At 50.6% G+C, this 17,582-nt stretch carries 12 protein-coding genes and 5 tRNA genes; 3 read left to right on the forward strand and 14 right to left on the reverse strand.

Annotated elements, in window-relative coordinates; translation table 11 throughout:
• Positions 1-302: 302 nt before the first annotated feature.
• Positions 303-449 carry a hypothetical protein gene (locus E1189_RS16810; RefSeq protein WP_155161736.1) on the forward strand — a complete coding sequence of 49 codons (147 nt, stop codon included), beginning with the start codon at positions 303-305 and terminating at the stop codon, positions 447-449.
• Between the two features lie 267 nt (positions 450-716).
• On the opposite strand, the gene E1189_RS16815 is transcribed toward E1189_RS16810, so the two are convergent.
• The 11 genes from E1189_RS16815 to E1189_RS16865 form a co-directional block, all read right to left on the reverse strand.
• Positions 717-2,636 (reverse strand): SurA N-terminal domain-containing protein, encoded by a 1,920-nt coding sequence (locus E1189_RS16815; protein ID WP_155161739.1) that lies wholly within the window; start codon positions 2,634-2,636, stop codon positions 717-719.
• A 253-nt stretch (positions 2,637-2,889) separates the two neighbouring features.
• Positions 2,890-3,165, reverse strand: coding sequence for an HU family DNA-binding protein (locus E1189_RS16820; protein WP_329602093.1), 276 nt, complete (start codon positions 3,163-3,165; stop codon positions 2,890-2,892).
• Between the two features lie 336 nt (positions 3,166-3,501).
• Entirely contained in the window at positions 3,502-5,916 is a 2,415-nt protein-coding gene (gene lon / locus E1189_RS16825; RefSeq protein WP_155161741.1) for an endopeptidase La, read from the reverse strand.
• A 310-nt stretch (positions 5,917-6,226) separates the two neighbouring features.
• Positions 6,227-7,519, reverse strand: coding sequence for an ATP-dependent Clp protease ATP-binding subunit ClpX (gene clpX / locus E1189_RS16830; protein ID WP_155161743.1), 1,293 nt, complete (start codon positions 7,517-7,519; stop codon positions 6,227-6,229).
• Between the two features lie 295 nt (positions 7,520-7,814).
• Entirely contained in the window at positions 7,815-8,462 is a 648-nt protein-coding gene (clpP, locus tag E1189_RS16835; RefSeq protein ID WP_155161745.1) for an ATP-dependent Clp endopeptidase proteolytic subunit ClpP, read from the reverse strand.
• 87 nt (positions 8,463-8,549) lie between these two features.
• Positions 8,550-9,905: a trigger factor gene (gene tig / locus E1189_RS16840; protein ID WP_155161747.1), complete on the reverse strand. Its 1,356-nt coding sequence runs from the start codon at positions 9,903-9,905 to the stop codon at positions 8,550-8,552.
• A 284-nt stretch (positions 9,906-10,189) separates the two neighbouring features.
• Positions 10,190-10,274: transfer RNA gene (locus E1189_RS16845), tRNA-Leu, on the reverse strand.
• Positions 10,275-10,323: 49 nt separating this feature from the next.
• Positions 10,324-10,399, reverse strand: a tRNA-His gene (locus E1189_RS16850).
• Between the two features lie 36 nt (positions 10,400-10,435).
• Positions 10,436-10,511, reverse strand: a tRNA-His gene (locus E1189_RS16855).
• 165 nt (positions 10,512-10,676) lie between these two features.
• Positions 10,677-10,753: transfer RNA gene (locus tag E1189_RS16860), tRNA-Arg, on the reverse strand.
• 81 nt (positions 10,754-10,834) lie between these two features.
• Positions 10,835-10,911, reverse strand: a tRNA-Pro gene (locus tag E1189_RS16865).
• A gap of 260 nt (positions 10,912-11,171) precedes the next feature.
• Between E1189_RS16865 and E1189_RS16870 the strand changes: the two genes are divergently transcribed.
• Positions 11,172-11,744, forward strand: coding sequence for a PhnA domain-containing protein (locus tag E1189_RS16870; RefSeq protein WP_155161750.1), 573 nt, complete (start codon positions 11,172-11,174; stop codon positions 11,742-11,744).
• 79 nt (positions 11,745-11,823) lie between these two features.
• Here the strand turns inward: E1189_RS16870 and E1189_RS16875 are convergent, their stop codons facing one another.
• A complete protein-coding gene (locus tag E1189_RS16875) occupies positions 11,824-12,591 on the reverse strand; it encodes a DUF3581 family protein (RefSeq protein WP_230460479.1) in 768 nt (255 codons plus the stop codon).
• A 141-nt stretch (positions 12,592-12,732) separates the two neighbouring features.
• Here E1189_RS16875 and E1189_RS16880 point away from each other — a divergent pair, with 141 nt between their 5' ends.
• The gene (locus E1189_RS16880) at positions 12,733-14,355 is read left to right on the forward strand and encodes a serine/threonine-protein kinase (RefSeq protein WP_155161752.1); all 1,623 of its coding nucleotides are present in this window, start codon (positions 12,733-12,735) and stop codon (positions 14,353-14,355) included.
• Between the two features lie 55 nt (positions 14,356-14,410).
• Here the strand turns inward: E1189_RS16880 and cysS are convergent, their stop codons facing one another.
• Together cysS and E1189_RS16890 are read right to left on the reverse strand one after the other, a co-directional pair.
• Positions 14,411-15,793 carry a cysteine--tRNA ligase gene (gene cysS / locus E1189_RS16885; RefSeq protein WP_408014757.1) on the reverse strand — a complete coding sequence of 461 codons (1,383 nt, stop codon included), beginning with the start codon at positions 15,791-15,793 and terminating at the stop codon, positions 14,411-14,413.
• 13 nt (positions 15,794-15,806) lie between these two features.
• The gene (locus tag E1189_RS16890; RefSeq protein ID WP_155161754.1) at positions 15,807-17,507 is read right to left on the reverse strand and encodes a glutamine--tRNA ligase/YqeY domain fusion protein; all 1,701 of its coding nucleotides are present in this window, start codon (positions 17,505-17,507) and stop codon (positions 15,807-15,809) included.
• Positions 17,508-17,582 lie beyond the last annotated feature (75 nt).

Raw genomic sequence — 17,582 nt, forward strand, 5'->3', positions numbered from 1 at the left:
TCTTCATGGTCGGGGCCTCCGGCTTTGAAGTTCTTCTTGCAGTACTGGTGGCCACCCCAAACACGAAAATCATTTACCCGCCACAATAGCCTTGTGCAGAGCCCGAGAGTGGTCGTTTTTTTACAGGGTTCGTCCCTGCGCGTAAATTGACCCGGTTTGAACCGCTCGCACCCTCAAGTATCTCATGTCTCACAACATTGAATGTACGGTAAAAAGTCCTGCCTCCGTCTCTGGGGGCATGGCCTTTCGGCTCTGGCCATCGGGCTCTGCTGTCCCTCCATGAACGTAGGGAGCATAGATTAATGCAGACTAATGTGAAGAACTGTGTCGGCCTTGATGTCCACAAAGTGATGATCATGGCGGCCATCCGCAAGGAAACACCCTATGGGGTACAGGAGATTGGATTGATCAACGGAGAACCCATTGTAAAATTAGTGGGATGGGACTGACTGAGTACCGGGCTTTGCGTTATTTTGCACGCTTACCGCTCCCAATCTGCCGAATCAGGTTCGCTTGCGCTGTGTACCTCTGACTTCCTATGGCTTCCTTCAGACCCTGCCGTTGGCCAGTAGCGCCCTTGCCATTCGGATTACCTTCCCCTCAGTCGGGATGGTACAGGCTTCTTTCAGCCTGCCAGGTTTGCCCGCTTCGCCGGACAAACAAAAAAACCGAAGCAAATTGCTTCGGTTTTTTTGTTTCAGAAAGCGAATGAGAAATTAACCCTCACCGCCTTCCTCGTTGTTACCGACATTGATCTTCACTTCAGCATGCAAACGCAGATTACGCACATACTCATCAAACAACTGAGTACCATTACGCACTGCCAGATTTGCACCCATCATACGCATCTGATCTTTGCTGACCACCTCAGTTCCTGGAGTCACCTTACTCACACGCACAACGGCCAGATCACCATTAGGCAGGGTTACAGAGGCAAAGCTGGAAGCATCTTTGGCAGGATGCGCAATCCTGAAGGCTTCACCAACAACCTGAGCAGGCACTTCACTATCGAAGCGCTGGACTTTTTCTTTTTCAGTCCAGGTCAGGGCATTGTCCTTAGCAACAGCTGCCACATCGGCACCGTCAGTCAGGCTGACAACCAATTCACCGGCTTTCTCCTCCAACTGCTTTTCAGCCTTCTCGCTGCGCAATTGAGCTTCCACTTCGCTACGAACAGCTGCCAGCGTCTTACGCTCGGCTTTATTGTGTTCACGCACACGGAGAACCATAACCTGCCCGGGAGACAGTTCAATGATGTCACTGTTCGCACCCAGATTCAGCACATCATCGCTGAAGGCTGCGGCAATAACACCACGATTGCCAGCAATGCCTTCACCACCGTCACGACCAAACAGACCAGTCTTTTCGATAGTCAGACCCAGTGCTTCTGCAGGCTGACCCAGATCAGAGGCTTCAAAGCTGATATCCGCCAACTTCTGAGATTTATCAATGAAGATGGGGTCAACTGCTTGTTCACGCAACTCTTTCACCAGAGAGGAACGCATCTGATCCAGTGAAGGGATACGGGCTTCGGAAGAACCATCACGACGGATAATCACCACACCGAAATCGGTCTTCACAGGTTGGGATATTTCACCACTTTTCAAGGAAGCCAGCGCACTATCAAAGTCATCACCGAAGAAGCCGCTTTCTATCTCACCCAGGCTACCACCTTGGGCAGCGGAATCTGGATCCTCAGAGAATTCTTTAGCCAGATCAGCAAAAGCAGCACCGTTATCCAGTTTGGTGCGAATCTCTTTCGCTTCTGCCAGGGTTGCAGTGTCATCGCGCTTATCGTTTGGTTCCAGCAGAATCATAGACGCTACTGTCTGCTCATCGGCAGCCTTTTTCAGCTCAGCCACACGGGTTTCGTAACGGGTATGGATATCGCTATCTGAGATCTTGATCTGCTCCGCCAGTTTGGCACGATCAAGAATCACATAGTTCACGCTAACCTGTTCAGGCTGCATAAAGCTGGTGCTGTCCTTATCATAAAACGCCTGAATCTCAGCATCGGATACGGTCACTGCGTTGCGGGCCTTTTCAGCGCTGAGCACCATCCAGGAAATATCACGGGTCTGGCTCTGGAGGTCGCTGAGGTTCTGCAGCTCGTAAGGGGTCATGAACTCAGAGGCGGCGATACCAGCACGCAGCTGAGTGGTAATCATCTCTTCACGGAGCATGGCGCGGAACTGAGGTACAGACATACCCATGCTGCGCACGTACTGCAGTACTCGGTCGGAATTATAACGGCCGTCTACCTGAAACTCCGGTGCGGTGCGGATTACCTGATCAATCATCTGATCAGAAATCGCCATATCACTCTTGATCACCGCATCACGAATAACGGTACGCTGAATCAGGGACTCCAGGGCAGAACGCTGCAACAGGCGTTCGTCCAGCATGGAGGGGTCAAAATTCTGCCCCATCTGCTGAATCAGCATACGGCGCTGCTGATCCATGGTTTCCAGTAGTTGCTGTTGGGTGATCTTCTCACCGCCAACAGTGGCAACATCCGGATTATTGGTATTCGGTCTCAGACTCTCCAGTCCAAATACGGCAAATGTAAAAGCAATAGCAGCTACGATCACTTTCGCGACCCAGCCTTGCGCTCGCTCCCTCATGTCCTGCAGCATAATGTCCCCTGCAACATCCTAGATAATCAACGGCCTGCCCAATTTCACCTCAATTGGAACAATCTGGTATAGCAGGCCAATAGTGTTCGGAAGCATAACAGACCCCTTATCAAGAATCTGCAACTACCCGCTTTATGGACAGTAAAATAGCCGTTTTGTTGCCCAACGTCCGCCTCCATTACACAAAAGCGGAATAAAAGAAAGGCGCACCCATGGGATACGCCTTTCCAGTGTTTGTGTTAACCAGCAGAAATTAGCCGTTAACAGCGTCCTTCAGCGATTTACCAGCCTTGAAACTTGGAACCTTGGAGGCTGCAATTTCAATGGGCTGACCAGTCTGAGGGTTGCGACCAGTACGGGCCGCACGGTCCTTCACGTCAAAAGTACCAAAACCAACCAGAGACACAGCGTCACCGCTGGTTAGTGCGCCGGTGATGGAAGCGATCACTGCATCCAGTGCGCGACCAGCAGAAGCCTTAGGGATATCAGCAGAAGCTGCAATAGCATCAACCAGTTCTGACTTATTCACTCTTTTCCCCTTACGATTTACTCATCGTTCTCGTGTGTGAAACCCGGTAGAATATCTGCCCTGCAGATATTCCAGTGCTCTCCCTGAACACCGGTAAACTCAGAAAAGCTACGGTAAAACCCGTCGGGCAGAACATCCAGGCAATGTCTGATTTTAAAGGTATTTTTTATACCAACTGGTTTCCGTGACTGTCAAGGCAGAACTGCCGGAAAACCCTGAAAATAAAGGGCTTGAAGCGAAAACGCGATATTAAATACAGAAAAGCCAATACAGGTTGCCCCGTATCGGCTTACAGGCTTACACATTCGTGTAAGGATGCTTTACCGCAAAACGCTATCAGTGGGTATTGATACCCGCCTCTTTCACGTCTTTGCTCTCTTCATCCTTCACAACGGCTTCAGTTTCCGGCAGAGGCTTGGGAATATATTGCAGCGCCACTTCCAGTACTTGATCAATCCACTTCACAGGGCGAATATCCAGATCCCGTTTAATATTTTCCGGAATCTCTTTCAGGTCACGGGCATTCTCATCAGGAATCAGAACCGTACGGATGCCACCACGGTGGGCCGCCAGCAACTTTTCCTTCAAACCTCCAATGGCCAGCACCTGACCACGAAGAGTGATCTCGCCGGTCATCGCCACTGAAGCCCGCACAGGAATGCCTGTGAGCACAGACACCAGTGCAGTACACATGGCGATACCGGCACTGGGTCCGTCCTTCGGCGTGGCACCTTCTGGCACGTGGATGTGCATGTCATTTTTTTCGTGGAAGTTGGCAGGAATACCCAAGACCTGTGCACGACTGCGCACAACGGTCAGCGCCGCCTGAATGGATTCCTGCATCACATCACCGAGAGAGCCGGTCTTGGTGACACGCCCCTTGCCGGGAACGGATACAGTTTCGATGGTCAGCAGCTCGCCACCGACAGATGTCCAGGCCAGGCCGGTCACCTGACCCACCTGATCCTGCTCTTCCGCCAGACCGTAGTTAAACTTGCGCACACCGGAGTAATGTTCAAGATCATCAGGCTTTACGGTGTCGATCACATCATCACGACCCAATGCCTTCTCTTTCACCACACGGCGGCAGATTTTGGCAATTTCACGCTCAAGGCCACGGACACCGGACTCACGGGTGTAGTAACGCACCAGATCACGCACAGCCTCGTCGCTTACATCCAGTTCGCCTTTTTTCAGGCCGGTACGTTTCTGCTGCTTGGGTACGAGGTAACGCTGGGAGATGTTGATCTTCTCATCTTCCGTGTAACCGGGGATGCGAATCACTTCCATACGGTCGAGTAGAGGCGCAGGAATGTTCATGGAGTTGGAGGTACATACGAACATTACGTCAGACAGATCGTAATCCACTTCCAGATAGTGATCGTTAAAAGCACTGTTCTGCTCTGGATCAAGTACTTCCAGCAGTGCGGAGGCGGGATCGCCGCGCATATCCACGCCCATCTTGTCGATTTCGTCCAACAGGAACAGGGGGTTCTTTACGCCGGCCTTGGACATTTTCTGGATCAGCTTGCCCGGCATAGAGCCGATGTAGGTACGACGGTGACCACGAACTTCCGCTTCATCACGCACACCACCCAGCGCCATACGCACAAACTTGCGGTTTGTGGCGCGAGCCAGAGACTCACCCAGAGAGGTTTTACCTACACCAGGAGGGCCCACCAGACACAGAACCGGCCCTTTCAGCTTGCGGACACGCTGCTGAACGGCGAGGTATTCCAGAATGCGCTCTTTCACCTCCTCAAGGCCGTAGTGATCCTGATCCAGGATCTTTTCGGCACGTTTAAGATCATGACGCACTTTGCTGCGCTTCTTCCAGGGCACATTGATCATCCAGTCAATGTAGCTGCGCACCACGGTCGCTTCGGCGGACATAGGCGACATCTGCTTGAGCTTTTTCAGCTCCGCCATGGCCTTGTCCATCGCTTCCTGGGGCATACCCGCTTTTTCGATGGAATCTTTCAGAACTTCCAGTTCGTCCTGCTCATCCTCCAGCGTACCCAGCTCTTTCTGGATCGCCTTCATCTGTTCGTTGAGGTAATACTCCCGCTGACTGCGCTCCATCTGCTTTTTCACGCGACCACGGACACGCTTCTCAACCTGTAGCAGATCAATCTCGGTTTCCATAAGGTTGATCAGGTATTCCAGACGTTCTACCAGATCAACAATTTCAAGAATCTTCTGCTTCTCTTCCACATTCAAAACCATGTGGGAAGCGATACTGTCGGCCAGACGGGCAGGCTCATTCACTTCAGACAGTGAACTCAACACTTCCGCTGGCACTTTCTTACTCAGCTGAACGTACTGCTCAAACTGACTGTAAAGAGATTGGGTAAGAACTTCGCCACGACGCTCTTCCACTTCGTCTTCTTCAAGAAGATCAACGACAGCGGAGCAATATTTGCCCTGAATGTTCATAGATTTCATAGCGGCGCGCTGTCCACCTTCGACGAGAACCTTCACAGTCCCGTCAGGAAGTTTTAGCAGCTGAAGAATATTGGCAACGGTACCCAACTCATAAAGGTCTTCCGTAACCGGATCATCATTTTGTGCATTACGCTGGGCTACCAGAAAAATACGGCGATCCGCATCCATGGCAGCATCAAGAGCCTGAATGGATTTGTCGCGCCCAACAAACAGGGGAATCACCATGTGAGGGTAGACGACGACGTCCCTCAGCGGTAACAGTGGCAGCTCTGTCCTTTCGCGCTGACGAGTATCTTGTTGTTCCATATACAGCCCTCTCTTGTTGTACTTCCCGATCTCAAAATAACCACACCGACCGGCGGCGTTCTACTGACCCAACTGTGTCGCGAAGAGCCTGAATCTAAGATGAGGGTTCAGAACACAAAATACAAGGCTAAACAGGGTTAAAGCTCAGACTCTCACTTTGCCATCATGGTTCCTGCGAGATGGTCAGGGACAATAACAGTAGTGAGAAAAGACAAAATCTGGCAGGGTAGAGCGGCGTGTAAAACGTTATAAAAACAGGTTTCTAATAAAACCAGGCCGGATGCTGATCCGGCCTGTTATCTGTGAAGCTTTACTCTTCAGGCAGAGCGCGGGGTGGCTGCTCTTTGTTTTCGTACATGAGCAGCGGTTCGGAGTCACCACGAATAACACTACCGTCAACCACCACCTTGGTAATAGTCTTGTCAGACGGAATATCATACATGGTATCCAGCAGCACATTTTCCAGAATGGAACGCAGGCCCCGGGCACCGGTCTTACGCTCCATTGCCTGCCTGGCCACTTCTTCCAGAGCGTCCTGACGGAAGTCCACTTCCACTTCTTCCATTTCCAGTAAACGGCCGTACTGTTTGGTCAGAGCATTCTTGGGCTCGGTTAGAATGCGAACCAGAGCTTCAGCGTCCAGCTCTTCCAGTGTTGCGATCACTGGCAGACGACCAACAAACTCTGGAATCAGACCAAACTTCACCAGATCTTCCGGCTCAACCGTCTTGAAGGTTTCGCCAACACTCTTGCCGTTATCCTTGCTCTTCACCTCTGCGGTGAAGCCGATACCCCCCTTCTCTGTACGGTCACGGATAACCTTCTCCAGACCCGCAAATGCACCGCCACAGATAAACAGGATGTTGGATGTGTCCACCTGCAGGAATTCCTGCTGGGGATGTTTACGACCGCCCTGTGGAGGTACTGAAGCCACCGTGCCTTCAATCAGCTTCAGCAGTGCCTGCTGCACGCCTTCACCGGAGACATCACGGGTAATAGAGGGATTATCCGCCTTGCGGGAAATCTTATCGATCTCATCGATGTAAACAATACCCATCTGGGCCTTTTCCACATCGTAATCACACTTTTGCAGAAGCTTCTGGATAATGTTTTCAACATCTTCACCCACATAACCCGCTTCGGTCAGTGTTGTAGCATCTGCCATGGTGAAGGGAACATTCAGCAGGCGGGCAAGGGTTTCAGCCAGCAATGTTTTACCAGAACCCGTTGGGCCAATCAGCAGGATATTGCTCTTGCCGAGTTCTACATCTTCTTTTTTGCGGCTATCGCCGGCCTGCAGTCGCTTGTAATGGTTATAAACGGCCACAGAAAGGACTTTCTTGGCACGTTGCTGACCAATGACATATTCATCAAGAATATTCTTGATCTCACGGGGAACAGGCAGTTTCTCACTGGTACCTTCCGGTACAGCATCCTGAACTTCTTCACGAATAATATCGTTACAGAGATCAACACATTCGTCACAGATGAAGACCGAGGGACCAGCAATGAGCTTGCGCACTTCATGCTGGCTCTTGCCGCAGAAGGAGCAGTAAAGAAGCTTTCCGCCGTCTTCGCCCTTTCCATTTGTTTGGTCGGTCATTCGCTATACCCTGTTGTCACGGGACTCTAATAATTAAAAACGTAATCAAGACACATGAATAAAGCACTACTTTCAGTAACCCGCCCGTGTCGGACGTCTGGGGAGCATCTTCCAGATGCTTCGGCTTATTCGGTTGCCTCAGAAACAAGATGCGGGTTTTGCTGCCATTTTTCAAGGTTAAAACCCCACTGGTAACAAAACCGGCACGAAACCCTGTCAAAATGCGGGATTTCAAAAACAGAAAAACCCACCTGATCACACAATGTGACCAGGCAGGCTGTAACAAAGCAACGTACTATTTGCCTGCTTTGTCGTCCTGAATACGGCGATCCATAACCTTGTCAACAAGGCCATATTTCATCGCATCTTCAGCAGACAGGAAGTTGTCACGGTCAGTATCCTGCTCAACAACGTCCAGAGGCTGCCCTGTGTGGTGAGCCAGAACTTTGTTGAGTTTTTCCTTGATGGTCAGGATTTCACGGGCGTGAATTTCGATATCAGAGGCCTGGCCCTGGAATCCACCCAGAGGCTGGTGAATCATCACACGGGAATGAGGCAGACAGAAACGCTTGCCATTCTCGCCGGCCGCCAGCAGTAACGCTCCCATACTGGCCGCCTGACCGATGCAGTAGGTGCAGACGTTTGGTTTGATGAACTGCATGGTATCGTAAATTGCCATACCTGCTGTTACAGAACCGCCGGGGGAGTTGATATAAAGGTGAATATCCTTGTCAGGATTTTCCGCTTCAAGAAACAGCATTTGAGCGACAATCAGGTTGGCCATGTGGTCTTCGACCTGTCCAACCAAAAAGATCACCCGTTCCTTGAGCAGACGGGAGTAAATGTCGTAGGACCGCTCACCGCGAGCAGTTTGTTCCACAACAATTGGCACCAGCCCGCTGGCGCTAATGTCGGGAGCGCGGTAATCGATAAAATGGGACATATCCTTGAATGGCTCCTTGTCAGTCTGGGATGCTGCCTTATGGCGACATCCCGTTCAGGGGCCGGTTGGACTTAAGCATCTGCCAGATCAGGCTTCAGCTTCATCCTCTTCGGCACCCTCTTCAGTTTTGGCCGGGGCCGGCTTGATAGCTTCTTCGTAGCTGCAGGTGTTCTCAGTTACCTGAGCAGCTTCAAGAATAGTATCTACCACCTGCTCTTCGAGCACAACATACTGAACCTGACTCAGTTGCTGCTCGTTACCGTAGTACCAGTCGATAACCTGCTGAGGCTCCTGGTAAGCAGAAGCGATCTCTTCAATCATAGCCCGAACACGGTCATCATCGGCCTTCAGCTCTTTCGCATTAACGATTTCGCCAACGATCAGCCCCAGACGTACGCGCTTCTCAGCTTCAGCCTTGAACATTTCACCTGGCAGTGCAGATGCGTCCAGACCCTGCATGCCTTGACCAGCGAAACGTTGTACAGCCTGCTCTTTCAGACGATCGATTTCCTGTTCAACCAGAGCATCTGGCAGGTCAACAGTGTGAACCTCCAGCAGACCGTCCATAACCTGATTCTTGACCTTGTTCTTAACAGCCTGAGTCAGTTCACGGTTCATGTTCTTGGTGATTTCAGTGCGGAAACCTTCCATGCCGCCTTCTTTCACACCGTAACGTGCGAAGAACTCTTCGTCCATTTCAGGCAGAGCTGGCTTCTGTACTTTCTTCACAGTAATTGCGAAAACAGCCTCTTTGCCTTTCAGATCTTCAGCCTGGTAGTCTTCTGGGAAGGTGACGGTTACGTCTTTCGCTTCACCAGCCTTCATACCAGCGATACCATCTTCAAAGCCTGGGATCATGCGACCGGAACCCAGCTCCAGGTTCTGATCTTCAGCTGCACCGCCTTCAAACTCTTCACCATCAATAGAGCCCTTGAAGTCGATAACAACAGTATCGCCCATTTCGGCAGCAGCATCTTCAGCGGCATCTTCGAAAGTCTTGCTCTGCTCACGCAGAGTTTCCAGCATTTTGGAAACGTCTTCGTCAGCCACTTCAGCAACAGGTTTTTCTACTGCGATCTTGGAGAAATCACCCAGTTCGATTTCAGGGTAGACTTCCAGGACAGCGACAAATTCCAGGTCACTTCCTTCTTCAATAGTCTTGGGTTCGATCTTAGGAGCGCCTGCTGGGTGCAGTTCTTCCTTGATCACAGCTTCCATGTAGGAAGACTGCATAACCTCACCCAGAACTTCCTGGCGAGCACTCTGACCATAGCGCTTTTTAACCACCTTGAACGGTACTTTGCCAGGACGGAAACCGTCCAGCTTTACCTGCTTGCTCATTTTCTTCAGGCGGTCATCCACCTGAGTTTCTACGGTTGCAGCAGGCACCGTGATGGTCAAACGGCGCTCGAGGCCGGAAGTCGTTTCAAGTGAGACTTGCATGGTTAATCCTCATAAACCAAGTGTTGCAACGAGCGTTTCTTAAAGTTAAAAGCTCAGAAAAGTGCAACAGAGTATCAGATTCTTTTGTTGTACAGAACCAGGCATTTCGTGAACTTAGGATTCACACGAAACTTTACGCATCCAAACTGCTGTCATTCCCCATTCTGGCGGTATCTTTCCACTTTATGACGAAGTTTCATCGCCGGAGCAGGACTAACAATAGCTCAAACACACGCGCACGAAAAAAGGGGATAAGCATGCTTACCCCCTTTTTTCAAATTAAATGGTGCGGATGGAGAGACTCGAACTCTCACGCCTTCCGGCACTGGTACCTAAAACCAGCGTGTCTACCAATTCCACCACATCCGCGGGACAAAAGCCCATGACCGAAAGTATAGATATATACTACCAATCAAACTGGGGTGGACGAAGGGGATCGAACCCTCGACCACAGGAGTCACAATCCTGGGCTCTACCAACTGAGCTACGTCCACCAGCAAAACAAGAAAGAAGATATACCTCAATAAGAATGGGGTGGACGAAGGGGATCGAACCCTCGACCACAGGAGTCACAATCCTGGGCTCTACCAACTGAGCTACGTCCACCACTATTCTTTTATCGAAGAGGCTTTATCCTCTTACAACAGGCTGGCATATTACCCAACCATCCTAAACTTGCAAGCCCAACCGAAAGATGAAAATCGAAACACAAAATTGATACCGGAGGGTGATCAGAATATGTGAAAGGATATCGTGAAGCATCTTTGGAAATGGCACGCCCGGCAGGATTCGAACCTGCGACCGATGGCTTAGAAGGCCATTGCTCTATCCAACTGAGCTACGGGCGCTCGAAAACTGTCCAGATTAAACAGTCTCATTATTAATGAGATTAAATCAATCCGAATCCATTCGCTAGCATTTACAAAATATGGTCGGGGTAGAGAGATTCGAACTCCCGACATCCTGCTCCCAAAGCAGGCGCGCTACCAGACTGCGCTATACCCCGAATGCCCGATTGAGTGCATCGCTGCTCTCAGAAGACGCGGCGAATATTACTGATCCCGGCGAGCTTCGTCAACGGCAAAAAAACACATCACCAACAATCAGTTAGCCACACTGACATAACCAACCTCTTACGGCACATCACTGAATGCTCCCTCAAACTTGTATCAGGGTAAACAGAAATAGGAGAATCAGCCACCTTCCTTATAACAGATACTGCCTTCATACTATATCGCCTTCCCCCACCCATGAATGATTGAAGTCATGACCATCGAACAAACCCTGCGCCAGCGCAGCGAATCCAAATGCGAACTCTGCGGCAGTGAAAACGACCTGAATGTTTTTGAAGTTGCCCCCTCCGACAGCTCTGCCGAGCAGTCTGCTTTTCTCTGCACACAGTGTCAGACTCAGATCAGCGGCGCAGAACTGGATGAAAACCACTGGCACTGCCTGCGGGACAGCATGTGGAACCCCAATCCTGCAGTACAGGTTCTGGCCTGGCGTATGCTCAAACGTTTGCCTGCTGGCGGCTGGGCACAGGACCTTCTGGATATGATGTATCTGGAGGATGACATACAGAAGTGGGCCGAAGCGGGCCTGAGCAATGCTGAAGATGACGATAACACCCCCACCCTGGACAGCAATGGCACACCATTACAGGATGGCGACACCGTCACCATTATTAAAGATCTTGTTGTTAAGGGGGCAGGTTTTACCGCCAAACGTGGCACCGCTGTTCGCAATATCTCCCTCACCTCCAACCCTGAACATATTGAAGGTCGTGTGAATGGTACCCGTATCGTTCTGTTGAGCTGCTATCTGAAAAAGTCTAACTAAACCATTCTTTCCAGAAGGAAAACTTAAAAAAAGGAGACACCTTGTTTGAAGTGCCTCCTTTTTATAACTTTTCCCGTAATCAGGCAGCAAACTGCTCCCGTCGCTCGAAATACTGATTCACCAGTGCATCCATGGCAGGCTGTTCAAATTCCCGCAGGCTGGATAACACCATAGTCTTCTTACCGCGACCAACAACCTTGCCACTATCCTTAAAGACGAATTCAAGGCTGACATTGCCCCTGCGGCCATCCACATTCAAAGCTGAACCAGCAGCTTCAATACAGGGATCAACCAGATCAACAGAATCCAGCTCCACTGACATGCTTTCATAAATCACCAGAGGGCGGGCTGGATTGATCATAACGCCGCCATCTTTCATTAATGGCACCAGCACATGGGGAAAGTTCTCGCCAGAAAATGCCACATAACTGCACACCAACTTTTCAATAATATCAGCATCGGTAATCCGCCCCCCATCACTGCAGATTTCCAGGTACTCTTTTCCGGCATCATTGATCAGCGCTTTGCAGCCACCAGATAAATCCTGCAAAGAGAGAGATTCCCCGTCACCCACCATGCCTTTAAACTGAACCCGCAGATGCTTACTTAAACCCTCTTCAATCAGAACCTTGGCAAACAGGAGATCGCCAGGCACACAGAAGCGTTTGCTATCTACATCATGAATAGGGTTAAAGTCATTCGCTACCTGCTTGGCAAACTGACTGGCCTGCTCCCTGGTGAAAGAAAAACGATTGTCGGCATGGGCAGTGAAAAAGCGATTCAAAAACATAGTCTGGTTACCAAGGCGACCAAAGAACAGCGCCTTACATCTCTCCGGAAAAAACAACTGAAGCCATCTTAAACCAGAGCCTTGTTAATTCTGTATGGTAAAAACGTAGTTTTTTGTACACAGGTATCAGCAGAATACAGACATAAACACTTAGCATTGACGACTACACTTGCCTCAAACGAAAAAGAGGTACTACTAATGCATAAGCGAACGAGAAGCCTGTATTTGATATTGATATTATTTTGTGGACTTTCAAGTGCTGCGACGGGAGCTACCTACCTCGCCATACTGACAATTCATCGTTCCGCCGATCAATTCCCAGCACCACACACACAAACTTTACTCAGGCAGGACTGGAAACAGCTGAGACTCTTTGCACTGCCAGAAGACACAATAAAAAATGAAAGCACTCTTATAGAGGAAACCAGCAAAGCCGCTCTCGACGGGAGGCTGGAAGCATTCGACATCATCGGCCAGGATTTTCTCTATACCGAACAGGGCTGTCCCGATTCCGATGGGCTTATTTCGTGGTTGATTTCAATGGATTCACTGCCCCATAAAAAATCCGATAGAGATTCTCAAATAGGCCGCCTGTTAGCCAGCTATCCTGGTGCCCCACTCACACCACTTCCCCCACTTCAAACTGTGACCCAACACCTCAAATCCACCCTTCTGACTATCGTCCCTGCAGATGACCCGACACCTTTTGTCTTTCATTTTGAAGAGCATTCAACCGAAGAGACCAAAGAGCTTCGTCTAACTCCAGCAAAGCAGGATAGGCTGTCAAGGCAGCTGGAGGCACTCTCACTGAGCACTCTTACACCTGTTACAGCGTCTCTCCCCCCCACTCCTCCTATTCATGCACTCCTGCCAAAAGAAGAGGATCACCTGTCGATCCCACAACTTACAGATCTCGGCATCCCCTCTATGCCAGAGCTCCCAAGCTGGAATAGAGTCAAGACAATACGATCAGGCCTGCACGGAAAAATTGTTCTCTATCAATCCACCAAAGGAAAACAGGAGCATCTCGCCGTTAAACGACTAAAAACAGATTCCGAGTACTTCAAGGAGCTGACCCGAGAAGCGGCCTTTCTCCACGAAATGAAACATGATCGTATTATTAATCTGCAGGGAATAACCACAGTTGTTAATACCAGGGGCCAAGAAGAACTCTGGGTCGCTCTGGAATATATGCCTGATGGCAATCTGATGCAGGCATTACAGAGTAAACCCAATCTCTTTAACAAATACAATGTCTTAAAGGTTATTCGAGATATTGCCTGTGGCATACAATTTCTTCACAGCAAGAACATTGTCCATCGAGACATGAAACCAGAAAACATCCTTGTCGCAATTGAGGGAGATAAACTGATTCGCATCAAGATTGCCGACTTCAATCTGTCTGCCTGTGTCAATACAAGTTTCCCCATTATGAGAATGCCAGGAACCCCTCTTTACACAGCACCAGAACTATTTCACAAAAAGCCTCCTCTCCTCTATCCACAGAAAAGTGACATCTGGGGACTTGGCGTGATTCTTTATGTTAGCCTTACAAAACAACCTCCTATTCCCGATGCTCTACAAGACTTACAAGAACCATATAATGTTACAGGATGGCGTTACCACCACCCTGCAAAAGAGGTCGGCGCCCCCCATTCCTTAAAAACCCTGCGAAAATTAGATCCTCGGCCACCAGAGCAAGCCGTCATACTGGTTCAGGAGTGCTGCAACCAGGATCCCCAGATGCGCCCGGATATCAATCAGGTTCTCCTGCACCCTTATCTGGCTGCCAAAGACCACAAAAAAGCTACCACACCATAAAAACAGAAAAAGGCGTCCGCAGACGCCCTTTTATCACCATCTATAAAAATCTGTATCAGCGCTCAATCTGCCAGGTTGTCCCTTCACGGGTATCCTTCAGCTGAACACCTTTGGAGGCCAGCTCCTCACGAACACGGTCGGCTTCGGCGAAGTCTTTGGCTTTCTTGGCTGCTTTGCGCTTTTCGATCATCTCTTCGATCCACGCCACGTCCACATCGCCGCCGGACTTCAGAAAAGACTCCGGATTATCCTGCAGAATACCCAGAATTGCCCCCAGCTTCTTAACCAGAGCCGCCAAAGCCAAAGTGTTTTCTGCATTCTCTGCGCGAGCCTTGTTCAAGGCACGCACCAGCTCAAACACCACACCCAGCGCCTCTGGCGTGTTGAAGTCATCTTCCATCGCCCTGTGGAAACGCTGCTCCAATTCAGTGCCCTGCTCGGCAGCCACACCTTCAACATCCAGACCATCCAGAGAAGTGTACAGGCGCTCCAGACGAACAGCTGCTTCCTTCAAGCTCTCCTCGGAGTAGTTGATAGGGCTGCGGTACTGGCTGGATATCAGGAAGTAACGCACAACTTCAGCAGGGTACTTTTCCAGCACTTCACGGATGGTGAAGAAGTTACCCAGGCTCTTGGACATCTTCTCGTTATCCACCCGCACAGCACCGGCGTGCATCCAGGTGTTCACGAAAGTCTTTCCGTTAGCCGCTTCACTCTGGGCAATTTCGTTCTCGTGATGAGGGAATTTCAGATCCGGACCACCGCCATGAATATCGAATGTCTCGCCCAGGCAGCACTTACCCATGGCGGAGCACTCAATGTGCCAGCCAGGGCGACCATTCCCCCAAGGGGATTCCCAGCTTGGCTCACCCTCTTTGGCGCCTTTCCAGAGCACAAAGTCCAACGGATCTTCTTTCTGCTCTTCTACACTGATACGGGCACCGGCCTGCAGCTCTTCCAGAACCTTGCCAGACAGCTTGCCGTAGCCTTCAAACTTACCAACGCGGTAGTACACGTCACCGTTACCCGGCGCGTAGGCATAACCCTTTTCGATCAGAGTGGTGATCATAGCCTGCATCTCATCAATGTAAGCCGTCGCCTTTGGCTCAGCATCAGGGGGCAGTACACCCAGCTCACCGGAATCCTTGTGCATTTCCGCAATCATACGCTCGGTAAGTGCGATGAAGTCTTCACCGTTCTCATTGGCACGACGAATGATCTTGTCATCCACGTCGGTGATATTGCGCACGTAAGTGACTTTATAACCACGGGAACGCAGGTAACGGGTCACCACGTCGAAAGACACCAGAACCCGGGCATGGCCGATGTGGCAGAGGTCGTATACGGTCATGCCGCACACATACATTTTCACCTCGCCGTCAACAATCGGCTTAAACTCTTCCTTTTTACGGGACAGGGTATTGTAAATCTGTAACACGTCAATCTCCCTATTACTTAGCCTTGGATGCCCAAGTGTCCTTGAGGCCGATGGTCAGGTTAAACACGGGCTTCTCAGAGCTGTGATCGTAGCGATCCGCCACAAAGTAGCCTTCACGCTCAAACTGGAAGCCCTGCTCAGGCCTGGCCGCTGCCAGACCTGGCTCAACCCATGCCTTTGTAACCTTGAAAGACTCAGGGTTCATGTGAACAAGAAAGTCTTCCTCGCCGCGATCCGGCGCTTCGTGAGTGAACAGACGATCATAGATGCGCAGTTCCGCTTCCTGACCGTGAGACGCAGACACCCAGTGAATGACTCCGCGAGGACGCACGCCTTCCGGAGGGTTTTCCCCCACGGTGCCGGGAATGTACCTGCAGCGAATCTCGGTAATTTCGCCGTTATCATCCTTAATAGTTTCTTCATGCTTGATCACGTAGCTGCCACGGAGACGAATGTACTCGTCAGTCACCAGACGCTTGAACTTCTTACGGGACAGGCTGTTATCTTCGTTAAAATCAGCACGGTCAATGTACAGCTCACGGGTAAACGGCAGAGTACGATCACCCAGTTCAGGACGGTTCGGGTGAGCCGCTGCAGTCATCTCCTGCACGTCACCTTCTGGCAGGTTGGTGATCACCACCTTCAGAGGGTTCAGAACAGCCATGGCACGGGCTGCGTTGGTGTTCAGATCGTCACGGATGGCGTGCTCCAGCATGGAGAAGTCCGCAATACCGTCGGTACGACTGATGCCCACCATCTCGGCAAACTTACGAATAGATGCAGGTGTGTAGCCACGGCGGCGCATACCGGATACTGTCGGCATACGGGGATCGTCCCAACCGGTTACCAAACCTTCATCAACCAGACGCTTCAGCTTACGCTTGGAGGTCACCACATAGTTCAGGTTGGTGCGGGCAAACTCATACTGAGTTGGCTTTGCAGGCACCGGCAGGTTTTCCAGGAACCATTCATACAGAGGACGATGATCCTGGAATTCCAGAGTACAGATAGAGTGGGTGACCCCCTCAATCGCATCTTCCTGACCATGGGCAAAGTCGTAGCTTGGGTAGATACACCACTTATCACCAGTCTGGTGGTGGGGCACCTTGCGAATACGATACAGCACCGGATCACGCATATTCATATTGGCGCTTTGCAGGTCAATCCTGGCTCGCAGAGTAACCTGACCTTCTTCGTACTCACCGGCACGCATTTTTTCAAACTCGGCCAGGTTGTCTTCCACACTCTTCCTGCGATCAGCAGTTTCAACACCGGGCTTGTTAAAATTGCCTCGGTTTTCACGCATGGTTTCTGCATCCTGATGATCCACATAGGCTTTGCCTTCACGAATCAGGTGCAGAGCCCACTCGTAGAACTGATCAAAGTAGCTGGACGCGAAGCGAACATTGCCCGCCCACTTAAAGCCCAGCCACTCAATATCTTCCTGAATAGCGTCTATATAAACCTGTTCTTCCTTCTCAGGGTTGGTGTCGTCAAAGCGCAGGTTGCACTCGCCCTGATACTTTTCCGCCAGACCAAAGTTCAGGCAGATGGACGTGGCGTGACCAACATGCAGGAAGCCGTTAGGCTCAGGCGGGAAACGGGTGACAACATTGTTGTCAGGCACACGGCCTTCGGCGAGGTCGCGCTCAATAATCTGCTCCAGAAAGTTACTGGGCCTGGTCGCTTCGGTGGCGTTGTCTGTTTTGCTCATGGGTCGCTTGATTAGCTTGGATAGCTTCTGAGAAATAAATACAGGCTGCCTCGCTAAAAATAGCGTGACAACCAA

It is taken from the genome of Parendozoicomonas verongulae, from assembly GCF_009711465.1.
Taxonomy (GTDB): domain Bacteria; phylum Pseudomonadota; class Gammaproteobacteria; order Pseudomonadales; family Endozoicomonadaceae; genus Sansalvadorimonas; species Sansalvadorimonas verongulae.